Origin of the sequence: Enterobacter cloacae complex sp. OE43NF (genome assembly GCF_023544405.1) — a bacterium.
In the GTDB taxonomy this organism is placed as follows: Bacteria; Pseudomonadota; Gammaproteobacteria; order Enterobacterales; family Enterobacteriaceae; genus Enterobacter; species Enterobacter cloacae.
Genome location: NZ_JAMJFW010000002.1, coordinates 71,040 through 93,908, shown reverse-complemented (window position 1 = coordinate 93,908; position 22,869 = coordinate 71,040). Strand labels below are relative to the sequence as shown.

19 protein-coding genes, 1 other RNA gene and 1 pseudogene are annotated in these 22,869 nt (G+C 54.5%); 13 read left to right on the top strand and 8 right to left on the bottom strand.

Annotated elements, in window-relative coordinates; genetic code table 11:
- The first annotated feature begins 3 nt into the window (after positions 1–3).
- The gene (locus M8370_RS01800) at positions 4–2,379 is read left to right on the top strand and encodes a glycoside hydrolase family 3 N-terminal domain-containing protein (protein ID WP_250020411.1); all 2,376 of its coding nucleotides are present in this window, start codon (positions 4–6) and stop codon (positions 2,377–2,379) included.
- A 5-nt stretch (positions 2,380–2,384) separates the two neighbouring features.
- Here M8370_RS01800 and rprA read toward each other — a convergent pair.
- Positions 2,385–2,492, bottom strand: an RNA gene (gene rprA / locus M8370_RS01795) — antisense sRNA RprA.
- Between the two features lie 208 nt (positions 2,493–2,700).
- Positions 2,701–3,816 carry an AI-2E family transporter YdiK gene (ydiK, locus tag M8370_RS01790; protein ID WP_250020410.1) on the bottom strand — a complete coding sequence of 372 codons (1,116 nt, stop codon included), beginning with the start codon at positions 3,814–3,816 and terminating at the stop codon, positions 2,701–2,703.
- A 199-nt stretch (positions 3,817–4,015) separates the two neighbouring features.
- Here ydiK and ydiJ point away from each other — a divergent pair, with 199 nt between their 5' ends.
- The 3 genes from ydiJ (at position 4,016) to M8370_RS01775 (ending at position 7,759) form a co-directional block, all read left to right on the top strand.
- Complete coding sequence (gene ydiJ / locus M8370_RS01785) at positions 4,016–7,072, top strand: D-2-hydroxyglutarate dehydrogenase YdiJ (protein WP_250020409.1); 3,057 nt, start codon at positions 4,016–4,018, stop codon at positions 7,070–7,072.
- Complete coding sequence (gene menI, locus M8370_RS01780; protein WP_023620692.1) at positions 7,069–7,479, top strand: 1,4-dihydroxy-2-naphthoyl-CoA hydrolase; 411 nt, start codon at positions 7,069–7,071, stop codon at positions 7,477–7,479. Before ydiJ ends, menI begins: the two co-directional genes overlap by 4 nt.
- Before the next feature lie 85 nt (positions 7,480–7,564).
- Complete coding sequence (locus tag M8370_RS01775; RefSeq protein ID WP_013096972.1) at positions 7,565–7,759, top strand: YdiH family protein; 195 nt, start codon at positions 7,565–7,567, stop codon at positions 7,757–7,759.
- A 44-nt stretch (positions 7,760–7,803) separates the two neighbouring features.
- Here the strand turns inward: M8370_RS01775 and M8370_RS01770 are convergent, their stop codons facing one another.
- The gene (locus M8370_RS01770; RefSeq protein ID WP_114518701.1) at positions 7,804–8,433 is read right to left on the bottom strand and encodes a helix-turn-helix domain-containing protein; all 630 of its coding nucleotides are present in this window, start codon (positions 8,431–8,433) and stop codon (positions 7,804–7,806) included.
- Between the two features lie 66 nt (positions 8,434–8,499).
- The gene (locus M8370_RS01765) at positions 8,500–9,159 is read right to left on the bottom strand and encodes a helix-turn-helix domain-containing protein (protein ID WP_013096970.1); all 660 of its coding nucleotides are present in this window, start codon (positions 9,157–9,159) and stop codon (positions 8,500–8,502) included.
- Between the two features lie 356 nt (positions 9,160–9,515).
- Here M8370_RS01765 and M8370_RS01760 point away from each other — a divergent pair, with 356 nt between their 5' ends.
- The 7 genes from M8370_RS01760 (at position 9,516) to fliB (ending at position 16,838) form a co-directional block, all read left to right on the top strand.
- On the top strand, positions 9,516–10,046 hold the full coding sequence (locus M8370_RS01760; protein WP_029882031.1) for a fimbrial protein: 531 nt from the start codon (positions 9,516–9,518) through the stop codon (positions 10,044–10,046).
- A gap of 57 nt (positions 10,047–10,103) precedes the next feature.
- Positions 10,104–10,781, top strand: a complete 678-nt coding sequence (locus tag M8370_RS01755; protein WP_058684475.1) for a fimbrial biogenesis chaperone — start codon at positions 10,104–10,106, stop codon at positions 10,779–10,781.
- Between the two features lie 44 nt (positions 10,782–10,825).
- On the top strand, positions 10,826–13,363 hold the full coding sequence (locus M8370_RS01750; RefSeq protein ID WP_250020408.1) for a fimbria/pilus outer membrane usher protein: 2,538 nt from the start codon (positions 10,826–10,828) through the stop codon (positions 13,361–13,363).
- A gap of 1 nt (position 13,364) precedes the next feature.
- Positions 13,365–14,312, top strand: coding sequence for a fimbrial protein (locus tag M8370_RS01745; protein ID WP_149896460.1), 948 nt, complete (start codon positions 13,365–13,367; stop codon positions 14,310–14,312).
- Positions 14,313–14,347: 35 nt separating this feature from the next.
- Positions 14,348–14,836 carry a fimbrial protein gene (locus M8370_RS01740; protein WP_100168537.1) on the top strand — a complete coding sequence of 163 codons (489 nt, stop codon included), beginning with the start codon at positions 14,348–14,350 and terminating at the stop codon, positions 14,834–14,836.
- A 51-nt stretch (positions 14,837–14,887) separates the two neighbouring features.
- Positions 14,888–15,532, top strand: a complete 645-nt coding sequence (locus M8370_RS01735) for a helix-turn-helix transcriptional regulator (RefSeq protein WP_013096964.1) — start codon at positions 14,888–14,890, stop codon at positions 15,530–15,532.
- Between the two features lie 88 nt (positions 15,533–15,620).
- A complete protein-coding gene (gene fliB, locus M8370_RS01730) occupies positions 15,621–16,838 on the top strand; it encodes a flagellin lysine-N-methylase (RefSeq protein WP_250020407.1) in 1,218 nt (405 codons plus the stop codon).
- Between the two features lie 47 nt (positions 16,839–16,885).
- Here fliB and fdhF read toward each other — a convergent pair.
- The 4 genes and pseudogenes from fdhF to ycgZ all read right to left on the bottom strand — a co-directional run bounded on the left by fdhF (position 16,886) and on the right by ycgZ (position 20,103).
- Positions 16,886–19,055, bottom strand: a pseudogene (gene fdhF, locus M8370_RS01725) (formate dehydrogenase subunit alpha).
- A gap of 175 nt (positions 19,056–19,230) precedes the next feature.
- A complete protein-coding gene (locus M8370_RS01720) occupies positions 19,231–19,509 on the bottom strand; it encodes a biofilm development regulator YmgB/AriR family protein (RefSeq protein ID WP_013096961.1) in 279 nt (92 codons plus the stop codon).
- 29 nt (positions 19,510–19,538) lie between these two features.
- Positions 19,539–19,859 carry a hypothetical protein gene (locus tag M8370_RS01715; RefSeq protein ID WP_058684468.1) on the bottom strand — a complete coding sequence of 107 codons (321 nt, stop codon included), beginning with the start codon at positions 19,857–19,859 and terminating at the stop codon, positions 19,539–19,541.
- 4 nt (positions 19,860–19,863) lie between these two features.
- Positions 19,864–20,103, bottom strand: coding sequence for a regulatory protein YcgZ (gene ycgZ / locus M8370_RS01710; protein ID WP_013096960.1), 240 nt, complete (start codon positions 20,101–20,103; stop codon positions 19,864–19,866).
- A 341-nt stretch (positions 20,104–20,444) separates the two neighbouring features.
- Here ycgZ and M8370_RS01705 point away from each other — a divergent pair, with 341 nt between their 5' ends.
- Together M8370_RS01705 and M8370_RS01700 are read left to right on the top strand one after the other, a co-directional pair.
- Positions 20,445–21,665, top strand: a complete 1,221-nt coding sequence (locus M8370_RS01705) for a diguanylate phosphodiesterase (RefSeq protein ID WP_013096959.1) — start codon at positions 20,445–20,447, stop codon at positions 21,663–21,665.
- A gap of 190 nt (positions 21,666–21,855) precedes the next feature.
- Entirely contained in the window at positions 21,856–22,584 is a 729-nt protein-coding gene (locus tag M8370_RS01700) for a MerR family transcriptional regulator (protein ID WP_058681469.1), read from the top strand.
- Positions 22,585–22,869 lie beyond the last annotated feature (285 nt).

The following is a 22,869-nucleotide window of genomic DNA, read 5'->3' as shown; positions in this document are numbered from 1 at the left end:
AACATGACTGCAATCTATAAGGACGCGGGACGTCCCGTGCACGAGCGCGTCGCCGACTTGCTGGCACGCATGACCCCGGAAGAGAAGTTCGCCCAGATGCACGCGTACTGGCTGATCCTCGATGAAAACGGCAACCACCGTGAACGCAGCGACTTGAGTGACGAATTCGCGGGGGTGAGTGAACAGGCCTCGCTCAGCGAACGGCTTAAGCTGGGCGTCGGGCAGATTACCCGTCCGCTGGGTACCCATATCGTTGATGCGCAAACCGGCGTGCGCGCCGCCAACCGTCTGCAGCGGATGATGATGGAAGAGACGCGGCTCGGCATTCCGGCGCTGTTCCATGAGGAGTGTCTGGTGGGGTTGTTGTGCAAAGCGGCCACGCTGTTCCCGTCGTCGCTCAACTACGGTTCAACCTGGGATCCGGCGCTGGTACAGCGGGCAGCCGAGCAGATAGGCAAAGAGGCGCGCTCTGTGGGCTGCCAGCAGGGGCTGGCCCCGGTGCTGGATGTCTCCCGCGATGTGCGCTGGGGGCGCACGGAAGAGACCTTTGGCGAAGATCCCTGGCTGGTGGGCGTGATGGCCACGGCCTACGTTAAAGGGCTGCAGGGCGATAAACGCGATCTGCTGGCCACGCTTAAGCACTATGTGGGCCACTCGTTCAGCGAGGGAGCGCGCAACCATGCCCCGGTTCATCTGGGCTTTAGCGAACTGAATGATACCTTCCTGCTGCCGTTTGAAATGGCGGTGAAGCTGGCCAATGCCGGGTCGGTGATGCCTGCCTACCACGATATCGACAATCAGCCGGGGCACAGTGACCACTTCCTGCTGACCACCGTCCTGCGCGAACAGTGGGGCTTTGACGGGATCGTTGTGGCGGACTATGGCGGCGTCAGCCTGCTGCATCAGCATCACGGGGTCTCGCATGATGCGACCGAATCCGCCGCGCTGGCCTTTAACGCCGGGCTTGATGTTGAGCTGCCGAAAGATGACTGCGCCCGCCATCTGGCCGAGGCCGTTGAGCGTGGTCTGATCTCTATGGCGAAAGTGGACGAGATTGTAGGACGCGTGCTGACCGAAAAATTCCGTCTCGGCCTGTTTGAAAACCCGTATGCCGATGAAAGTGGCATTGATTTGCAAAATGAGACCACCCGGCAGGTTGCACGTGAGGTGGCGACCCGCTCGCTGACGCTGCTGGAGAATAACGGCATTTTGCCTCTCGGCGGCAAACCCCGTGTGGCGGTGGTGGGCCCCACGGCGGACGATCCGCTGGCGTTGCTCAGCGGCTACAGCTTCCCGGTGCATTTGATTATCAGCGATATGGTTGACGAAACGTCGCAGGTGACGACTCCGCGCGCGGCGCTGGAGCACTATCTGGGCGCGTCGAACGTGCGTTATGCCAAAGGGTGTCACATCATCGAAAAACGAATGGCGGGCGCGCCGGTCTTCCCGGGTGACAGTGGGGGCAAACCGATGCAGCAGTCGCCGGTGTCGCAAAGTACCGCGCTGATCCCCGAAGCCGTGAACGCCGCGCAGGAGAGCGACGTGGTGGTGGCCTGCGTCGGCGACCTCGCCGGTTTGTTCCAGAGCGGCACGGTAGGGGAAGGATCCGATACCGACTCCCTGCACCTGCCTGGCGTTCAGCAACAACTGCTGGAAGCCCTGGTCGCCACGGGCAAACCGGTGATTGTCGTGATGACCGGTGGGCGGCCGTACAATCTTCAGGGGCTGGAAGATAAGGTCGCGGCGCTGATGATGGCCTGGGCACCTGGGCAGGAAGGGGGCTGGGCAATTGCCGATGTGTTAACCGGCCGCGCGGAGCCGCAGGGACGTCTGGTGGTGAGCGTGCCGAAAAGTGCGGGCGCCATGCCGTACTACTACAACCACAAGCTGAAAAGCGGCGGCACGCCATTCGCGTTCCACTTTGGCTCCCGCTATCCCTTTGGTTTCGGCCTTGGCTGGACGCAATTTAACTGGGGCGCAGCACGCCTCGCGCAAAACAGCGTACCGGTGGACGGCGAGGTTGTGTTGAATATTGACGTCACCAACCGCGGTGAACGCAGCGGCAGCGAGGTGGTGCAGGTGTACGTCCGGGATAAGGTTGCCACGCAGGTGCGGCCGCTTCAGGAGCTGAAAGCGTTCCAGCGTGTGGCGCTCGCGCCGGGCGAAACGGCCACGCTCACCTTTACGCTGCCCGTGGAGATGTTCAACTTTACCCGTCGGGACGGCAAACGCATTGTCGAGCCGGGCGAGTTTGAGCTACAGGTGGGAGCATCGTCGGCGGATATTCGCGACGTGGTGACGGTCAATGTGACGGGAGAGACGCGGGTGCTGCCTGCTGAATGGCGCATGCTAAGCACCTGTCAGGTTCAGCACGCGTAGTCAGGATAAAAAAAAGCCCATCGTGGGAGATGGGCAAAGACTACACACAGCAATTCGTTGTTTCACTCAGGGGATTTCCATGCTTATAAATCAAGGTGTTGATTTATAACCGTGAGCTAATAGTAGGCATGCCAACCTTGAGCGTCGATCAGATTCGTCTCAATAGTTAAAGAGAAGTAAAGATTTCTTGAGGTGAATAGCGGACTTAGAGCAAAAAAGGCGGGTCGGACCAGTGCGCAACGAATAAATAGTTTAGCAACGTTTAAGTATTGCCGGGGGGAATGTAGGCCGGGTAAGCGTCACGCCACCCGGCAACCCCTTTTACTGCGTATTCTTCTCTTCCAGCTCTTCGAGCTCGCTCAAAATCACATCCGGGTCGGTGCCCGGCGGCGGCACTTCGTGTACCCAGGCGGAGAAGAGACGCCAGGTGACGGCAAGCAGCACCGGTCCAATAAACAGACCGATCATCCCAAAGGCGATTAACCCGCCAATGACGCCGGAGAGGATCAGGATCAGCGGCAGGTCCGCGCCCATGCGGATGAGGATGGGACGAATCACGTTATCCATGGTGCCGACCACGCAGCTCCAGACCAGCAGAACGGTTCCCCACGTGGTATCCCCCGTCCAGTAAAGCCAGATGATGCTGGGGACCAGCACCAGCAACGGCCCCAACTGAGCAAGACTGGTCATCAGCATCACCACCGTAAAGACGGTAGCGTACGGCACGCCAGAAATGGCCAGGCCAATACCGCCCAGCACCGCCTGCACCAGCGCCGTGACGACCACCCCAAGCGCAACCGCCCGCACGGCCTGCGCCGCCAGCAGAACTGCGGCATCGCCGCGTTTACCGGCCAGTCGGGTAGCGAAATGGCGTACGCCCAACGCTACCTGCTCACCGCGCCAGTAGAGCAGGGCGCTGAAGACCAGCATCAGCGCACAGTGCATCATAAAGCGACCAATATGTGCCGCCTGACCCACAAACCAGGTGGTGGTGGTGCCAATATACGGACGCACTTTCGCCATCAACGCGCTGCCGCCCATCTCCAGCAGGCTGTGCCAGCCGCTGTAAAGTTTGGCGCCTACCACCGGAATGCTGTTCAGCCAGGCGAGATCCGGCAGCGTTAAATCACCGCTGGTGACGGCGCGAATAACCGGGCCACTGGAATCGACAAGGCTGTTCACCAGCAGCGCAATCGGAATAATAAACAGCAGGAACAGCAGTAGCGTCATGACCAGTACCGCCAGACCGCGGCGGCCAAACAGCAGTTTCTGCAAACGTAACAGCACCGGCCAGGTCGCCACGACCACCGTCGCGGCCCAGGCGAAGCCAAGTATGAAAGGTTGAACAATCCACAGACACGCAATAATCATGAGGGCCAGAAACAGCACCGACAGCAAAATTTGCGCAACATCCCTGGGCTGGCGAAGATTGACCATAAATGAAACTTTCCTTAATAAACACCAGCGAGGCTGGCGGGAACGGATAACCGCGTCACTCTAATCATTAATGATATCAGCGATTTTTGACAGGCGGATTTTGCCCGTAATTCAGCGAAGCACATAAGAAAAAAATGTGATAAAACTTTCCAGACACAACGCAAACGATTTCACACTACTCTAATTAGGGTCGACAGTCATGATCCCACAGATTTCTCAAGCACCTGGCGTCGTTCAGCTGGTGCTTAATTTTTTGCAGGCACTGGAGCAACAGGGTTTTACAGGTGATACCGCCACGAACTATGCCGACAGGCTGACGATGGCGACCGATAACAGTATTTACCAGCTTCTTCCCGATGCAGTCGTCTTTCCACGTTCAACGGCCGATGTGGCGCTGATTGCCCGGCTGGCGACGCAAGAGCGTTTTAGCGCTCTGGTGTTCACCCCGCGCGGCGGCGGCACCGGAACAAATGGCCAGGCCCTGAACCAGGGCATCATCATTGATATGTCGCGCTATATGAATCGCATCATCGAGATCAATCCTGAAGAGGGATGGGTTCGCGTTGAAGCGGGGGTGATTAAGGATCAGCTCAACCAGTATCTGAAGCCCTACGGTTACTTTTTTGCGCCCGAGCTTTCTACCAGCAACCGGGCAACCATCGGCGGGATGATCAACACCGATGCCTCCGGGCAGGGGTCGCTGGTCTACGGAAAAACCTCCGATCATGTTCTGGGCATACGGGCGGTGCTGCTGGGCGGTGATATCCTGGATACCCAGCCTGTGCCGGTTGAGCTGGCTGAAACGCTGGGTAAAGAGAACACCGCAAGCGGGCGCATCTATCGCACCGTGCTGGAACGCTGTCGCGATAACCGCCAGCTGATCCTCGACAAATTCCCCAAACTGAACCGTTTCCTCACCGGTTACGACCTGCGTCACGTCTTTAACGACGAACTGACCCAGTTTGATTTGACCCGTGTGCTGACCGGCTCCGAAGGAACGCTGGCGTTTATTACCGAGGCGCGGCTGGATATCACCCGGCTGCCCAAAGTGCGCCGCCTGGTGAACGTCAAATATGACTCTTTTGATTCCGCGCTGCGTAATGCCCCGTTTATGGTGGAGGCGCAGGCGCTGTCGGTGGAAACCGTTGACTCGAAGGTGCTTAATCTGGCGCGGGAAGATATCGTCTGGCACTCGGTGCGGGAGCTGATTACCGATGTGCCGGACAAAGAGATGCTTGGGCTTAACATTGTTGAATTTGCCGGAGACGATGCAGAACTTATCGATAGCCAGGTGACCACGCTCTGTCAGCGGCTTGATGAACTGATCGCCCACGGCGAAGGCGGGGTCATTGGCTGGCAGCTCTGTAACGACCTGGCCGGCATTGAGCGTATCTACGCGATGCGTAAAAAAGCGGTGGGGCTGCTCGGCAATGCCAAAGGCGCCGCGAAGCCGATTCCGTTTGCGGAAGATACCTGCGTCCCTCCTGAGCATCTGGCGGATTATATCGTTGAATTCCGTGCGCTGCTGGACAGCCACGGCCTGAGCTATGGCATGTTCGGCCACGTTGATGCCGGGGTGCTGCATGTGCGTCCGGCCCTGGACATGTGCGATCCGCAGCAGGAGATCCTGATGAAACAGATCTCCGATGAGGTGGTGGCCTTAACCGCGAAATATGGCGGCCTGCTGTGGGGGGAACACGGAAAAGGGTTCCGCGCCGAGTACAGCCCGGCGTTCTTCGGTGAACAGCTCTTCGGCGAGCTGCGCAAGGTCAAAGCGGCGTTCGATCCCAATAACCGTCTCAATCCGGGGAAAATTTGTCCGCCGGAGGGGGTGGACGCGCCCATGCTGCAGGTGGATGCCGTCAAACGCGGCACGTACGACAGACAAATCCCCATTGCCGTGCGCGCGTCCTGGCGCGGGGCGCTGGAGTGTAACGGCAACGGCCTGTGCTTTAACTTCGACGTGAAAAGCCCGATGTGCCCGTCGATGAAAATCACCAGCAACCGCATTCATTCGCCAAAAGGGCGTGCGACGCTGGTACGCGAATGGCTGCGTTTGCTGGCCGATCGCGGTATCGACCCGCTCAAGCTGGAGCAGGAGTTGCCGGAAAAACGGGCCAGCCTGCGTTCCCTGATTGAGCGCACCCGCAACAGCTGGCATGCGAATAAGGGCGAGTATGATTTCTCCCATGAGGTGAAAGAGGCCATGTCCGGCTGCCTGGCCTGTAAAGCCTGTTCGACCCAGTGCCCGATTAAGATAGACGTACCGGAGTTCCGCTCGCGCTTCCTGCAGATCTACCACACGCGCTATCTGCGCCCGATGCGCGACCATCTGGTGGCAACGGTGGAGAGCTATGCCCCGCTGATGGCCCGGGCGCCAAAGACGTTCAACTTCTTTATCAATCAGCCGCTGGTGCGCAAGCTTTCCGAAAAGCATATCGGGATGGTGGATCTGCCGCTGCTCTCGGTGCCGTCGCTGCAGCGTCAGCTGGTGGGGCACCGCTCGGCAAACATGACCCTGGAGCAGCTTGAGGCGTTAAGTCCTGAGCAAAAAGCGAAGGTGGTGCTGGTGGTGCAGGATCCGTTTACCAGCTATTACGACGCGCAGGTGGTGGCCGATTTTGTCCGTCTGGCGGAAAAACTGGGGTATCAGCCGGTGGTTCTGCCGTTCTCACCCAACGGTAAGGCGCAACACATTAAAGGCTTCCTCAACCGCTTCGCGAAAACGGCGCAAAAAACGTCTGATTTCCTTAACCGGGTCGCCGGGCTGGGCATGCCGATGGTGGGTGTCGATCCGGCGCTGGTGCTCTGCTATCGCGATGAATATAAGCAGACGCTGGGTGATAAACGCGGGGCGTTCCACGTTATGCTGGTGCACGAGTGGCTGCCAGCGGCCCTCGAGCAGACCAGCGCCATGGAGGTCAGCGGTGAGCCGTGGTACCTGTTTGGCCACTGTACCGAAGTCACCGCGCTGCCGGGCGCACCTGCGCAATGGGCCTCTATTTTTGCCCGCTTTGGCGCGAAGCTTGAGAGCGTCAGCGTCGGTTGCTGCGGCATGGCAGGCACTTACGGGCATGAAGTGAAGAATCACGCCAACTCGCTCGGTATTTACGAGCTGTCATGGCATCAGGCGATGCAGCGCTTGCCGCGAAACCGCTGCCTGGCAACGGGCTACTCCTGCCGCAGCCAGGTGAAACGTGTTGAAGGTAACGGGGTACGCCATCCGTTACAGGCTTTACTGGAGATTATCGGATGATCTGGAAACGTGCCGTCACGCTACAGGCGTTAAACGCCATGGGCGAGGGGAATATGGTCGGGTTGCTGGATATTCAGTTTATCCGCATCGGCGAAGACGATCTGGAGGCCACCATGCCTGTCGATCATCGTACGCACCAGCCGTTTGGTTTACTGCACGGCGGTGCGTCCGTGGTGCTGGCCGAAACCCTGGGCTCGGTGGCGGGGTATCTCTGCACCGAAGGGGAGCAGAAGGTCGTCGGGCTTGAGGTGAACGCCAACCATATTCGCTCGGTGCGCAGCGGGCGCGTGCGCGGTATTTGCCGCGCGCTGCACGCCGGTAGCCGTCATCAGGTGTGGCAGATTGATATTCTCGATGAGCAGGATCGGCTGTGCTGCTCATCCAGGCTGACGACGGCGGTGGTGTAAATTTCCTGATGTTTTTGCATTTGGTCAAAATCTCGCCAGGGTGTTGTGATATACTGGTCTGGATTTGTACACAAGTGAGGACATCATGGATACTGAAATAACCCCAACGCAACTGGCAATTGAATATTTACGTCGCGATAACAGCAACCTGTCTCCGGCGCAGTACCTGAAAAAGCTGAAACAGCTTGAACTGGAGTTTACAGATTTGCTGGCGCTCTCTTCGAATGAACTGAAAGAAGAGATCTATTTTGCCTGGCGCTTGGGCGTTCACGTCCATTGAGAGAGTGAAAAGGCCGCGAGCGCGGCCTTTTTTGTGTCTGCAATTCAGTACCGGGCGGGAAGTTTATTGATTTTAATCAGCCTGCCATCTTCCATTTCAATAAAGCCCCCCGTTTTGAGATCGGCCAGGATACGCATCACGCCGCTGCGGGAAAGCTGGGTTTTATCGCGAATGTAGCGTTCTGCGGTTATCTCCCGGCGATAAGATTCATCTTCATTCATTAATAACATCAGCTGCTGGCGGATCATCTCATAGGCCGTCGGGGCACCCTTTGGCATGACGGTGTTATAGAGCCGGTTGTACATAAACATCAGGTGGTTTGATATCAACCCCCACAGCGCCTTCTCCTGAATAATGCCGTGGAGCTGCTCTGCGGTCAGCGTTCCAATCTTGCAGGGGGTCACTGTTTTCAGGTAGTCGTCAAAAAAGATGTCATTAATATTAGCCACTCCAAATAACGCCGGGCTTTTCGCGGTCGACAGCATCAGATTGTCGCTGCGTCGGTAAATGGCAACGGTCCCTTCCAGAATCAAATAACTCATTCCCCGGCCATTAACCACCAGATCCAGCTGCTCCCCGCGATCGAGATGACGGACAGAAGAATAAGGTTGTAAGTGCGTAATCAGCGCTTGCGCATAGGGAGAACCACGATGGGGTTTTTCTGTGGAGGACATAACCTGAACCTGAAAGAATCGTCTTTCTGATTATAGCGTTACTCCTTATTACCGACATCACCTGAATCAGTATTTCCGCGGCAGATGGTGGACATCAAGCAGCACGCCTCGCTCCATCGTAATGTACTTCCCGGTGCGCAGTTCGGCCAGGATCCGCATTATCCCGCTACGCGAAAGCCAGGTGCGACTTTGTATATAGGCGGCCGCCGTGGTGTTCAGCCGTATTGCTTCGGGCTCCTGCATCAATTCAACCAGCTGAAAACGGATGATGTCATAGGCCGACATCTGCGAGATCCGGGAGCAGTGCTCATAGACCCGGGAGGCGGTATAGATCAGCAGATGCGAAAACGGCTCCCACAAATTGTGTTGCGCAATCACGCCGTTAAAACGCTCCAGCGAAACCCCGGCGAGTTCGGAGGTCTCCAGCGCCCTGACATACAGGTGCTCTGAGGAGAACTGGCTACTCACGCCAAGAATAAACGGCGCGGATTCAGAATTTAAGACGATGCCATCTCCCCGACGGTGCAACGCCACGCTGCCCTGGAGCAATAAAAAACACTGACGCACGTCGTTTGCATAATAGTGGAGCACTTCCCCCCGGGACAGTATGCGCCTCTCTGCCAACGGAAGAAGATGATCAATTAATTTCTCGATGTGCTTATAGGGTTTAGCCGTAAGCACGGTGGCTTTTTCATTATCGAGACTGGGAGCCATTCGGGTGTTCATCAGATACCTCACTCACGGACGCGATCATTATTTGATCGATATAGAGAATTATCTTAAAAAACAGCGAGTCGTGGAATATTTAAGACGGGTCCAAAAATAGACCGCAGTAAATGACGAGCCTAATTATATGAATTTTAAGGACGTAAATTAGGGGTCTAAAAGTAGACTCGAAATAGAAAGGCTTAAGAAATTTCAAAACTGAAATGTATTTATTTTGTTAAAGAGAAGTCTACAGCTAGACCTCAAAATAGATTGTGTACCGAAAAAGAGTTGTATAAATTTCGGTCATCGGCTGATGAAGCCCGAATTATGTAATCTGGATTTCAGTAATAAATAAAGTGATACAGGATTTGATGATGAAAAATAAAATGATGATAACCCTGCTGGCAGTGGGTTCCGCCCTGACAGCAACCCACGCTTTCGCCGCAGCAGGTACCGTTAATTTTAACGGAAATATTCTGGATTCCGCCTGTGACGTTGATGTGGCTTCGCAGAACCAGGTGGTGGTATTAGGTGATTATTATAAGACCGAGTTTCCGACCACCGGGGCCAGAACCGCAGCCACGCAATTTAATATCGTGTTGAAAAATTGCCCGGTGACGGTGACCAACGCGAAGGTTCGCTTTGATGGTACGCCAGATGCCACCAATTCCAGCCTGCTGGCGATTGATTCGTCCGCGGCGGGAGCGGCGACCGGAGTGGCAATCAACCTGATGAGTGCGGATAAGGCGGATCTGCCGCTTCACGGCAGCAACAGCTATAGCTATGTGCTGAGCAGCACCGCGGATAATACCCTGAGTTTCTACGCTCAGTATATTTCCACCGCAGCGACTGTCACCGCCGGTCCGGCGAATTCTGTCGCTAACTTCTCCGTGGTTTACAACTAATCGTTTGCAGCAATGTGCAGGGGGCCATCCCGGCCCCTTTGTGGTATGTGGTTTACAATGCGTTTTATCAACACAACCGGACTGGCCGTAGCGCTGTCAGCACTGACGCTGAGCACAGCGCAGGCCGGAGTGATTATTGGCGGTACCCGTATCATTTTCGATGGGACAAAAAAAGAGGCGTCAATAAGCATTAATAATCCTGACGCGACGCCTTATTTAATTCAGTCATGGATAGATTTGCCGGAAGGTAATTCAGGTAAAGCGCCTTTTATTATTACCCCACCGTTATACCGACTGGATGGCGGGCAAAAAAACGTCGAGCGAATTGTGATGGCGGGTGCACTGCCTCAGCAGCAGGAAAGTTTATTTTGGCTGAATATTAAAGCGATCCCTTCAGCATCAAAACAGACGAACGCCCTGCAAATAGCAGTGAAAACGCGCATCAAACTGATCTACCGGCCAGAAAGTTTGCGGGCGTCTACGCCAGAAGAACAGGCTAATAAATTAACCTGGCAACGCGCCGGGAATGAAATTCAGGTCAACAACCCCACGCAATATGTCGTCAATTTTAATGAAATTACGCTGGGGGGGAAAAAGCTGGACGATGTGACCTACGTGTTACCCGGTGCCTCAGCCCGGTTTGTATTACCCAATGAGGCAAGGGGAAATTCACTCACGTTTAAAATTATTAACGACTATGGCAGTCCCGGCGTATTACATAAAGCCAGTTTGTGATCCTTTCACAAACGGCAACGCCTGCATTAACCCGGTAATTCGCAATGACGGTAAATAACACAATGAAACCCGCACGCCTGGCGATGTTTATCGCCTTAGCGTTTGGCGGATCCTCAACCTCGCTCTACGCCAGTGTTGCCTTTAACTCCGAATTAATTGAGCTGGATAATCCAGGCATGGATAAAGCCGATTTGTCGGCCTTTGAATCAGGCTCGCAGGCACCGGGGATCTACCATGTCGATATTATTGTCGACGACGCGTTTCTGGAGACGGGGGATATTCAGTTTACCGCGAGCAAAGCCGACAACGGCGATGCGTCATTGCAGCCTTGTCTGAGTCTTGCGCAATTAAAACGCTGGGGGGTGAAAACGGCATTATTTCCTGCGCTCAGTGCAGGACACGATGAATGCGTCAATCTTCAGGCGATTCCCCAGGCAAGTGCTGATTTCCAGTTTGGTGCCCAGCGTCTGGTGTTGAGTATTCCGCAGGCCGCCATCGATCTGCCGGCAAGAGGCTATGTGCCGCCGGAGATGTGGGATGAGGGGATAACGGCAGCCATGCTCAATTACAGCCTCAGCGGCGCGAACAGCCGGGCGAAAGCGGGTGAGGGGGCCAGCAGCAACAGCCAGTATGCGAACCTGCGTCCGGGGATAAATATTGGCCCGTGGCGTCTACGCAACTACACCACCTGGTCACGGGATGGCGCGGGGAAAGATCGATGGGACACGGTCTACAGCTATCTGCAACGTGCCGTTATTCCCCTGAAAGCGCAGCTTACCCTTGGGGACAGTTCCGCCCCGGCGGATGTCTTTGACAGCGTGCCTTTTCGCGGGGTTCAGCTGGCCTCGGATGATGACATGTTACCGGATTCCCTGAAAGGCTATGCCCCAGTGGTCCGCGGGATCGCGCGCACCAATGCTCAGGTGGTGATTCGCCAGAATGGCTATCAGATCTACCAAAGCTACGTGGCGCCGGGCGCGTTTGAAATTACCGATATGTATCCCACCGGTGGCGCGGGCGATTTAGACGTGACCATCAAAGAGGCCGATGGCAGCGAGCAGCATTTCACGCTGCCGTATGCCTCGGTACCGGTATTGCAGCGCGAAGGGCGACTGAAATATGCCCTCACCGGTGGACAGTATCGCGCCTACAACAGCAGCGTGGAGAAAACCCCGTTCGGGCAGATCGCCGCGATTTATGGGCTTCAGAAGGGCATCACGATCTATGGCGGGGGGCAGGGTGCCAGCAAATATCAGTCGCTTGCGGTCGGAGCTGGTAAAAACATGGGGGACTTCGGCGCGCTTTCCGTCGATGTCACCCAGGCCTGGTCAACGCCGGCCAATACTGCAAAAACGCAGGGGCAGTCCTGGCGAGCGCGTTACAGCAAGAACGTTATTAATACCGGCACCAACTTTTCGATTGCGGGGTACCGTTATTCAACGCGCGGCTATTACGGACTCCAGGACGTGCTGGACTCCTGGGGGAACAGCGGCGCACTTCAGGACAGACGGCGTAACCGCCTGGAGCTCACCATGAGCCAGACGCTGGGCGGTGACCGGGGCGCGCTGACGCTCAGCGCCGCGCGGGAAGATTACTGGAACGCTGACAGACCCATGGCGTCGTGGAGTGTCGGCTACAACAATGACTGGCACAACATCAGCTATGGCGTGAGCTGGACATACAGCAAAAATGGCAGCCCGTCGTCTGGCAGTGGAAGTACAAAGACCTACGCTAACGACCAGCTTCTGGCGCTGACCGTTAGCGTACCGCTGGATAAATTTCTGCCGCAGACGTGGGCTAACTATGGCCTGAACGCCAGCAAGAACAGTGGCACGACGCACAGTATCGGCATGAACGGGGTGGCCCTCGACAATAGCGCCCTGAGCTGGAATATCCAGCAGGGTTACGGTACGGATGGCGTGGGCTATACCGGTACGCTCAACGGCGACTATAAAGGCACGTACGGGGAAGTTACGGCGGGCTATGGGTACGACAAACATAGCGAGCGCCTTAGCTATGGTTTGCAGGGAGGGATCCTCGCGCATGCTGATGGCGTGACGCTGTCTCAGCCGCTGGGGGAAACCAACGCGTTAATCAAAGCCCCGGGCGCGCACGGCGTGAATATTCGTAATCAGTCCGGCGTGCGAACGGATTTCCGGGGCTATACGGTGGTGAATAACCTCTCCGTATACCGCAAAAACGATCTCACTCTCGATCCGGAAAATATGCCTGACGATGTGGAGCTGGAGATCAACACCCGCACGGTCACGCCTACGCGCGGCGCGGTGGTAAAAGCCGATTATTTGTCCAAAGTCGGACGTCGGGTGCTGATGACGTTGACGACGCCTGAGCAGTTCGTGCCGTTTGGCGCGGTTGTTACCCTGGCGGATGATGACAAGAGCAGCTTTATCGTGGGCGATCGCGGCCAGGTCTATTTAACCGGCCTGCGCGACCAGGGCACGGTCCTGGCAACATGGGGACATCAACCTCACCAGCAGTGTCGGGCAGATTTTAGCCTGCCGAATGAAGCGCAATACGGCGGCATCACGGACATCAGCGTCTCGTGTCGCCGGGAGCATTAAGATGAAACGGATCAACATGTTATTACTGCTGTGCTGTCTTTGCGCATGGCATATCGCCCGGGCCGGGACCTGCACCACCATTACGCCTCAACTTTCTACACTGTCGGTGGGCACAATCAATGTTCAGCGCGATGCGCCTGTCGGCACGGTGATTTTTTCCGGCGCGGCGAGTAATACCGGCACCTACCTTAGCGGGTGTACCAATCCACTTATGTTGGGTTTTAGCATGCGATACAACAATGCCGCGCTGAGCAGCTACGGCAATCATGTTTACAACACCAACGTTAGCGGGATTGGCATTCGGCTTTCATCAAATGCCTATTTTGAGAACCCGAGCAATACGTTCTCGTATAGTGCGCAGACCTCGTATGTGGTCTGGTACGGGGGCTGGGTCGAGTTGGTGGTGACTGGCCCGGTATCGTCCGGCGCCTTAACGCCAGGCCCCATAGGGGCGGTGACGCTGCAGGGCAGCGACGGTATTTACCGTGACGGGTTAACCGTGCAGCTGACCGGCGGCACAATCAACGCGCTGGCCTGCACCATCACCACGCCGCAGCTGACGTTCCCGATTGGTGATATTTCGGCCGCAGCATTTGGCTCAGTGGTGGGGACCACGCCAGCAGTTGCGCAGAATACGCAAAACCTCGGGTTGAACTGCAGCGTTGGCACCAATATTTCGGTTTCCCTGAGCGGAATACAGAACCCGGACAGTGCGAATACCAGCGTAATGGCATTAACAGGGCAGGGAAACAGCGGCACCGCAAAAGGCGTTGGCGTGCAGCTTCTCTATAATGGCTCGCCGCTGACGTTAAACAGCCGTCTTTTATTAAAACAGTCAGCAGGCGGGCAGGAGACGCTCCCGTTAACGGCACGCTATTACCAGACATTAACATCCGTTGAGTCCGGCTCGGCAAATGCCTCCGCCACCCTTAATTTGACCTACCAGTAACAGGTGAAATGATGAAATTACCCTTCAGGAGAGGGATGTTCCTCCTTGCATTCAGCTGGAACGTCGTTGCGGCTGATAGCGTTAATCTGGGCGTGACGGGAAATATCATCGCCTCGCCCTGTGTATTTAATGGCGGGAGCGCAAACCTGGATATTAATCTTGGAAATATACAGGCGACTAATATGGCGACGCCGGGATCGACATCAGATCCGGTGCCGTTTAATTTGCAATTTACCCAGTGCCCGGCGGGGACCCGCAGCGTCACGGTCTCGTTCACCGGCACCCCCGATCCGGCGGCCGGTGCGGACTACTACATGAACAGCGGCTCGGCGACAAACGTGGCGATAGCCATGCGTGAGGCCGCAACGGGAACGTTGAAGGGGACCGGGTCCAGCATAACGCAAAATATTGCGCCGGACAGAACGGCGACCATGGCCATGCAGGCTTCGGTAAAATCTGTTACCGGTGGCGCGACGCCGGGCAGCGTCAGCGCAGTTGTTGTGATGACCATGCAATACAATTAACAATCCCGCGCGTTAATAACGCTTATTGACTGACCCACATCGGTATTTGCTATGTTGAATATTCTGATTCAAGAGACAGACCAATTTTTTCACCATGGGCTGCAGTGTTTCTTTGTGGAATTCTTTTTGCGTAATTTTAAGCAGCAGATTCATTTCGAGGCGGAGCTTAGCCGTGATAACGTCAGTGCCGCCGATATTATCGTTCTCTCGTTTTGTATGGGGGAGGCGCTGGTCTGTTTTCCCGAATTACAGGCGCGCCAGAAAGGGATTGTGATCGGATTGGTAGAAGATGAATATCATTTTTCTGCCTTACCCTCCTGCTTTAACGATATTATTTTTATTTCACGTCGTGCTTCTCTTGATCGGATAAGCCAGGTGCTGTTCATTGCCTGGTACCGCGCAGAGCTGGCGGGGAACAGCTGGAAGCAAAAAAGCTGCGCAGAGTGTCAGCATAAAATATTATCACCCCAGCAAAAACGCATTATGGCCAATTTTTACCGGGGATTATCGGTAGTGCAGATCGCGCATGCGCTGAAGATCAGCGATAAAACCGTTTTTACGCAAAAGTATGTAATGATGCAAAAGTTTAATCTGCGAACCGATTTTGAACTGATTGCCCTTATTCGCCGAATGGTGCAAAGGAACAGTTACCCAAACCGGCTCGGTGACTATCTCGCATTCTCTTTGATACTGTAAATTACCTGAATTTGTGCGCCGTTATGCGCCTTTAGCATAGCGCGCGCGTCATGGTACTTTTTATGCTTTATATAATGACGCCTTCGCTATGCAAATTCACAAAACCATCAAGCCGATTTTTGTCTGTAAATTTAAGTGTGTTGGGCCAGAATGCTTAATGTCATGTTGTCGTGGCTGGACAATCGCTATCGACAAGAAAACTCATCAGAAATACGTTCTCTCCTCGCACACAGAGATTGCCGCCATTGCCAAAAAGAACCTTATCCTGCAGAGAAAGGGTAAGAATAGCTACTCCAGAGTGAAGTTAAACGAAAAAGGGGACTGTCCTTTTATCGATGAAAACAAGCTCTGCATGGTCCACCGCGATCTGGGGGAAGAGGCGCTTTCGCATACCTGCAGCACTTACCCCCGGAGTTCAACTCGCTACCAGGATGAGACACGGCACACGATGACGCTCTCCTGCCCGGAGGTGGTGCGGCGGGTGCTGTTTGACCCGGATGCGATGCTGCTTCAGGAGCAGGATGAGCTGGTGGCGGGCTATAAAACCAATTTGATTGGGCAGCGCCAGTCTGTCTCGCAGACACAGCAGGTGATCCATCTTTTCGCCTGGAATTTAATCCAGTCGCCATCCCGTAATATAGAAGAAAATTTGATGGCGCTGGCGCAGTTTATTCTTTGTCTCCAGCACGTTAACGTCGATCTACATAATAAATTTGCTGAAGTGGAAAATTTCTACGAAGCGCTTCTCGATGAGCTGCAAAGCGGAAAATCGCTGATGGATTCCGGACATCTGGCGAAGTCAAACGCAATGAAATATCTGGCGTTGTCCGTCATGGGAACGCATGTTGCAAAAGATTCAGCCCGGGACGGTTTTATTCTTGAAGGGCATCAGCAAATTGCCGCATACCTGGATGTTGACGGTATTAGCGACGCGGCGGAACTGGAGACAAAATTCGACGCGATTAATCAGCAGTGGCACAAATTATGTGAGGATTCCTGTTTGTCAGAACCTTACGTGTTACGCAATTACCTGCTGTACAAACTCTACAGCAGCTATTTCCCCGGCAAAAACATGGCGACGATGATGCGTCAGTTTTATCGTATCGTGCTGGACTTTTTCTATATCAAATTCATCCTCAGCGTAAGATCGATGCAGGGCGAAATCGACCAACAGGTGGTAATGAAAACCATCGCCAGCCTCTCCGAAAAGACCATGCACAATAACACCATTGATGCCCGCATGGACGCTGCGATTGATAAAATCAATGGCGGCGATGATTTATCCTGCCTGCTGTTGATTGGATAAACGCCCGTAACGTAGGCCGGGTAAGCGCAGCGCCACCCGGCATTTTCTCAGGCATTCACCGCACTGATCAGCCGAGACTTCATGGACTGGTACGCCGATGCCGCAAAGTCCTCAGCCCAGCGTTGATCCGCAATGGCGTCCAGCTGAACCGCACAATATTTCGTTTCCGGCGTTTTGGAGATGGGATCAAGATTATCCTGCGTCAGTTCGTTGCAGGCACCAATCCACCACTGATAGGTCATATATACAGTGATAGGTCATATATACAGCCCCGGGGTTGATGCGTTCGCTGAGGCTGGCGCGGGTAATCACTTTACCGCGGCGCGAACGCACCCAGACCAGTTGCCCGTCAGTGATACCGCGTTGTTCCGCATCCGCCGGGTTCAATTGTACCCGACCCGGTTCGTCGGCCAGGCTTTGCAGCGCAGCGCAGTTCCCGGTCATGGAACGACAGGAGTAATGCCCCACTTCGCGCACTGTGCAGAGCACCAGAGGATAGTCTTCGTCTGGTGTTTCAGCGGGCGCTCGCCAGGGCGCGGCAAACAGTTGCCCTTTGCCGGTTGGCGTGTCGAAGTGATTATCTTTGTACAAATACGGTGTGCCGGGGTGATCGAGCGTTGGGCATGGCCACTGGACATGGCCCATTTCGCCCATTTTTTCGTATGTTACGCCGTAGAACAGCGGACACAGCGCGCGCATCTCATCCCAGATCTGCTGGTTTGAGGTGTAGTGCATCGGATAGCCCATTTCTGTCGCCAGCAGGCTGATGATCTCCCAGTCGCGTTTTACGTTGCCGCTGGCCTCAATGGCCTTGCCGAAACGCTGGAAGCCACGATCGGCACAGGTAAAGACGCCCCCGTGTTCGCCCCAGGAGGTGGCGGGTAACAGAACATCCGCCACTTCCGCCGTTTTGGTCATGAAGATGTCCTGAACCACCACAAAGTCGAGCGCCTCAAAGCCGCTGCGCACCAGACCGAGATCGGCCTCCGTCTGCAGCGGATCTTCCCCCATGATGTAATAGGCTTTGACTTTACCTTCCAGGGCGAGATGCGGCACCTCGGTAATACGCGTGCCGACGCGATCGTCCATTACCGTAACGTCAATTCCCCAGGCATCGGCGAACTTCTGCCTGATAGCCGGGTCCGTCACGTCCTGATAGCCGGGGAACATATTGGGCAAAACGCCCATGTCACACGCTCCCTGCACGTTATTTTGTCCGCGAACGGGACCGACGCCGACGGCAGGGCGACCAAGGTTACCGGTTAACAGCGCCAGACTCGAGAGCCCTTTTACCACATCTACGGCCTGACCAAACTGTGTGACGCCCATTCCCCACATCACGGTCGCGGAAGGGGCCGCTGCGAAAGTGCGCATCGCCTGGCGGACATCGTGGGCGGGTATGCCGGTCAGATGTTCGACCTTCTCTGGCGCGTACTCTTTCACCGTCTGCCGGTAGGCCTCAAGCCCCTCCGTGAAGCGTGCGACGTAGTTTTTGTCGTACAACTCCTCTTCCAGCAGCACATAGCCAAAGGCGTTAACCAGTGCCATATTGCTGCCGTTTTTCAGTTGCAGATGTTGGTCGGCAATGCGGGCTGTTTCAATCCGACGCGGATCGCAGACGATAATTTTCGCACCGTTCTCACGGGCTTTCAGCACGCGGCGGGCGACAATAGGATGGGAATCGGCGCAGTTGTATCCGAAAACCAGCAGGCATTTTGAGTGTTCAATGTCGTTAATGAAATTACTCATCGCGCCGTTGCCCAGCGTTTCCTGCAAACCCGCCACGGAAGGCCCGTGGCAGACGCGTGCGCAGCAGTCCACGTTGTTGGTATGGAGTACCGCACGGGCGAATTTCTGCATCACATAGTTGGTTTCATTGCCCGTCCCCCGGGAAGAGCCGGTGGTCATGATGGACCGCGGGCCGAACTGCGCTTTAATGTTTTTAAGCTTGTTGGCGGTATAACGAATGGCCTCGTCCCAGGTGACCGGGGTAAAGGGTTCGCCTTTGTGGTAGCGGATCATCGGTTGCGTCAGGCGAGGGGTGAGCAAGCGGGTATCGTTAAGGAAGTCCCAGCCGTAAAAGCCTTTCAGGCACAAGGTGCCCTGATTGGTTACGCCGTCTGCGGCTTCGGCACGGATAATACGGTTATTTTCAACAACGAGGTTTAATTTACAGCCTGCACCACAGTAAGGGCAGACGCTGGCGATTTTTTTCATCAATAACAGACCTGTTAAGAAATGAAGCAAGATGACCGGAGAGCCCGATCCCGTAAAGAGGAGTAAGCAGGAAGTGTGCCATCTTTACGATGCGTGTTTCACAGGGTGTTATGAGGGGGGAGGGGTGTCATCGTCAGGCTGGTCGACAGTTATGACGATGACACGTTAGCTAATTTTAAAGGTCGTCCATTGTGTAACCCACAACAATTTCCAGCGTTTTACGAATGACGTCGGCCTGAACCACGTCATCCGTCGCTTCCAGCGTCTGGATCAGCCAGAGAATGATCGCTTTGTTGGTAAGGTGACCTTCCGTGGCCAGGACACAACGTACTGCAGTAGAAAAAATCGCGGATTCTTCAGCAAAACGATCGCCAGCGTGGCGGAAATACTCCGACAAAGCACTGTCCAGAAAAGCCGAATGGTATTCGGGTTGTGGCTGAATATTCTGTCTCATTTGTTCTCACCGTAGCTGTTAAATTGCAGTCAATGTATTTTCCTGGGAGTGGACGGTTTTCCATCACCAAATAACGGCACAACATTGTCTCTGTTATCCTTGAGAGATCCCTCTCTGATTGGTCGTCCTTGCGCGGTTCTGCGACGTATAAAGGCGCTGTTTTTTGAGCCGATGTCGGCTATCACCCTCGCCAGTGTCTCCCGCCGCCGGGGATCTTTTTCATGAATTTGCATTTTACGCAGACGCTGTACCAGGGAATCGGTCGTCAGTGGCCCCCGTTCTTTCAGGAGGGAAAGCACGGCTTCACCGATAAGCTGGTCTGTGAGTCTTTCAGCGTCACTGCGATTCATAACGTTACCGTTCGAAGAGCAAACCAAGCAGCATGTGGTAATGCTGTTCCTCTTCCGGCCCTTCGGCCTTTTCGAGGCGACTTAAGAGTTTGGTGCAGAGCGACTTGCGGTTGAGGTTTCGCCCGTCGCTAAGAATTTCAACCACAACTTCACCCAGCGTTTCCTGTTGCGTTGGAAGCGCGGCTTTTTCGAAGTACTGCGCAATAGCGGCGGCAGAATCTGCGACGTAACCGTTCTGTTGCATGTTTCGCTCCTGTAAAATTTAGTAATCACTAACGTTACATTTAAGGTATACATAAATCCCAAATCTGTACATTAAAAATGTACAGATTTTTAAATATTTTATGATATATTTTATAAACTTTTTATATTTCAGAGGGTTATTGATGGAGTTTGTAACGGTATCGTAACAAAATATATTGTACAACTTGAAGCGTCGTGGTTAAGTTGTACAACATCGAAAACTCGGGTCATAAACGTCCTAAATCATTGAGACGTAAATTATTTGCCTGACAATTAATATGCTATAACAGAACTCTATCCACGCGTTTTCGTGGCCAAACCCCTAACCCCTCCAGGAAAAGCATGCTGACAACCATCATATACCGCAGCCATATCTGCGATGACGTTCCGGTGAAAGCGCTGGAAACCATGGTCGCTGCTGCAGATAGTAAAAACCGACAATCCGACGTCACGGGGATCCTGTTGTTTAACGGCACGCACTTTTTTCAGTTGCTCGAAGGGCCAGTCGAAAACGTGACCGCCATTTATGAGCAGATCTGCCGCGATCCGCGTCACCACAATGTGGTGGAACTGATGCGCGATCACGGACCTTCCCGGCGTTTTGGCAATGTTGGGATGGAGCTCTTTGATTTGCGTCACTTCGACCGGGAAGATGTTCTTCAGCAGGTGCTTAATAAGGGCACGACCCGCTATCAGCTGACCTATAACGATCGTCCGCTGCAGTTCTTCCGCACGTTCGTTGAGGCAACCGAGAAGGCCAACTATTTTGAATTGCCGCCCGCCGATGCCTGGGATTTTATCCCCGAGGAGACGCCGTTATCCGCACAACCGCCGGTGGTAGCAAAAGGGGCAGACTGCAGCTTTGCATTTCAGCCGATTGTGGATCCCTTTATGCAGGAGGTGGTCTCCTGGGAAGCACTGCTGCGCACGCCATCCGGCGACTCGCCACGGGCCTATTTTGCGGCGCTTCCGCGCGAAGAGGTCTACGCAGCAGATTTGCACAGCAAACAGGTTGCGCTCTCCATGGCCAGTGCGCTGGGGCTACAGAATCAGACGCTGTCGATTAACCTGTTGCCCATGACGCTGGTCAATGTCCCGCATGCCGTCGATTTCCTGCTCACCGCTATCGACGCGAACGGCTTTGTGCCGGAGCAAATTGTGGTGGAATTCACCGAAAGTGAAGCCATCTCGCGCTTCGATGAGTTTACCCATTCGGTCCGGCAGTTAAAAAGTGCCGGTATCAGCGTGACGATCGATCACTTCGGGGCCGGTTTTGCCGGGCTGCAGTTGCTGGCCCAGTTCCAGCCGGACAGAATTAAGATTAATCGCGATCTGGTGCTGGATGTGCATAAAAGCGGTCCGCGTCAGGCCATCATTCAGGCGATTATCAAGTGCTGTTCCTCGCTGGAAATTCAGTTCTGCGCCGTTGGCGTAGAGAAGGCTGAGGAGTGGATGTGGCTGGAATCTGCGGGAATTTCCCAGTTCCAGGGGCATCTGTTTGCCAGCCCCCGACATGGCGGCATTCCGGCAATTTCGTGGCCCGAGAAAAAGTCTGGATTGTGATAATGCTGTACAACCTTTGGCAGAGTTAACTGTACGGAAGGCGGAATTTAGACAACAATAGAGTTAACGGCGTGGATGGTGTCCTCACCATTCACCTGTTTCAAACTGAGGTCTTAGTTATACAAATAGCTTGTACAATCTGATAAGGTTGCTGTGGTTGGGTATGGAAGTATTGAGCGTGAGGGAGTTAATGGCCTATTACAGTATCGGCGAAGTCGCCGAACGATGCGGTATCAACCCCGTTACGCTGCGTGCCTGGCAGCGCCGTTATGGTTTGTTGAAGCCGCAGCGCAGTGAAGGGGGTCATCGTCAGTTCGACGACGAGGATATCCTGCGTATTGAAGAGATCAAACGTCTGATGAAATCAGGCGTTTCGGTGGGGAAAGTAAAAGCCTTGCTGGAAAACAAGGAAGTGATGACCCAGGGTAACTGGGCCGCTTTCCAGGAAGAGATGATGACCGTTTTGCGCTATGCCAGCCCGGCAAAACTGCGCGCAAAAATTGGCGAGTTTCGCCGCGATCACACCATGGATGCGCTGATCGACAACATTATTACCCCTGTAAGGCAGCGCATGAATCAGGATCAAAATACGGTGCGCCACATGGCGAGCCTGTTTGATGGTGTGCTGATCGAATTCGCCGTGGCAAGCCTGGCAGAATCGCGTAAAAAAGCCGGTAAAGATGCGTTGCTCATCGGTTGGGAGTGCGACGACCGCACTCATCTGTGGCTTGAAGCCGCGCGCTTAGCCAATAAGGGCTGGCATATCGACGTGCTGGCAGAGCCGATTGATTCACCGCGTCCCGAACTCTTCCCCGGGCAGAAACTCTTTGTCTGGACGGGAAAATCGCCCACGCCCCGTCAGCAGGAACAGCTCGATCACTGGCGTGAACAGGGTTTTTCCGTCGCCTTTCATCATTAATCATCAGAGGCCTTGAGGGCCTTTTTTCTTTCTGTTCTGTCCTGCGCAAAAGCTATCTCAAAAATAGGCATTTCCGATGCATATTTTGCTTTTCCTTTTAATCAGACGAGCGACGCAGCGAAATGCATTATTAATCAATGCATTGAACAATTAAATCCATCCCGCCAGCATCCTCTCACAGGGTCTATGCTTAATAAAACCAGGCAAAAAGGGCGATTAAGCCTAATGCCCCTGCTGTCAGAGGGTTGAAGTGATAATCGTTATCACTAACATGGTGTTATGCCC

Coding starts and splice junctions, on each gene's coding strand:
- M8370_RS01800 (WP_250020411.1), top strand. CDS start 4: ATGACTGCAATCTATAAGGACGCGGGACGTCCCGTGCACGAGCGCGTC.
- ydiK (WP_250020410.1), bottom strand. CDS start 3,816: ATGGTCAATCTTCGCCAGCCCAGGGATGTTGCGCAAATTTTGCTGTCG.
- ydiJ (WP_250020409.1), top strand. CDS start 4,016: ATGATCCCACAGATTTCTCAAGCACCTGGCGTCGTTCAGCTGGTGCTT.
- menI (WP_023620692.1), top strand. CDS start 7,069: ATGATCTGGAAACGTGCCGTCACGCTACAGGCGTTAAACGCCATGGGC.
- M8370_RS01775 (WP_013096972.1), top strand. CDS start 7,565: ATGGATACTGAAATAACCCCAACGCAACTGGCAATTGAATATTTACGT.
- M8370_RS01770 (WP_114518701.1), bottom strand. CDS start 8,433: ATGTCCTCCACAGAAAAACCCCATCGTGGTTCTCCCTATGCGCAAGCG.
- M8370_RS01765 (WP_013096970.1), bottom strand. CDS start 9,159: ATGAACACCCGAATGGCTCCCAGTCTCGATAATGAAAAAGCCACCGTG.
- M8370_RS01760 (WP_029882031.1), top strand. CDS start 9,516: ATGAAAAATAAAATGATGATAACCCTGCTGGCAGTGGGTTCCGCCCTG.
- M8370_RS01755 (WP_058684475.1), top strand. CDS start 10,104: ATGCGTTTTATCAACACAACCGGACTGGCCGTAGCGCTGTCAGCACTG.
- M8370_RS01750 (WP_250020408.1), top strand. CDS start 10,826: ATGACGGTAAATAACACAATGAAACCCGCACGCCTGGCGATGTTTATC.
- M8370_RS01745 (WP_149896460.1), top strand. CDS start 13,365: ATGAAACGGATCAACATGTTATTACTGCTGTGCTGTCTTTGCGCATGG.
- M8370_RS01740 (WP_100168537.1), top strand. CDS start 14,348: ATGTTCCTCCTTGCATTCAGCTGGAACGTCGTTGCGGCTGATAGCGTT.
- M8370_RS01735 (WP_013096964.1), top strand. CDS start 14,888: ATGTTGAATATTCTGATTCAAGAGACAGACCAATTTTTTCACCATGGG.
- fliB (WP_250020407.1), top strand. CDS start 15,621: ATGCAAATTCACAAAACCATCAAGCCGATTTTTGTCTGTAAATTTAAG.
- M8370_RS01720 (WP_013096961.1), bottom strand. CDS start 19,509: ATGAGACAGAATATTCAGCCACAACCCGAATACCATTCGGCTTTTCTG.
- M8370_RS01715 (WP_058684468.1), bottom strand. CDS start 19,859: ATGAATCGCAGTGACGCTGAAAGACTCACAGACCAGCTTATCGGTGAA.
- ycgZ (WP_013096960.1), bottom strand. CDS start 20,103: ATGCAACAGAACGGTTACGTCGCAGATTCTGCCGCCGCTATTGCGCAG.
- M8370_RS01705 (WP_013096959.1), top strand. CDS start 20,445: ATGCTGACAACCATCATATACCGCAGCCATATCTGCGATGACGTTCCG.
- M8370_RS01700 (WP_058681469.1), top strand. CDS start 21,856: ATGGCCTATTACAGTATCGGCGAAGTCGCCGAACGATGCGGTATCAAC.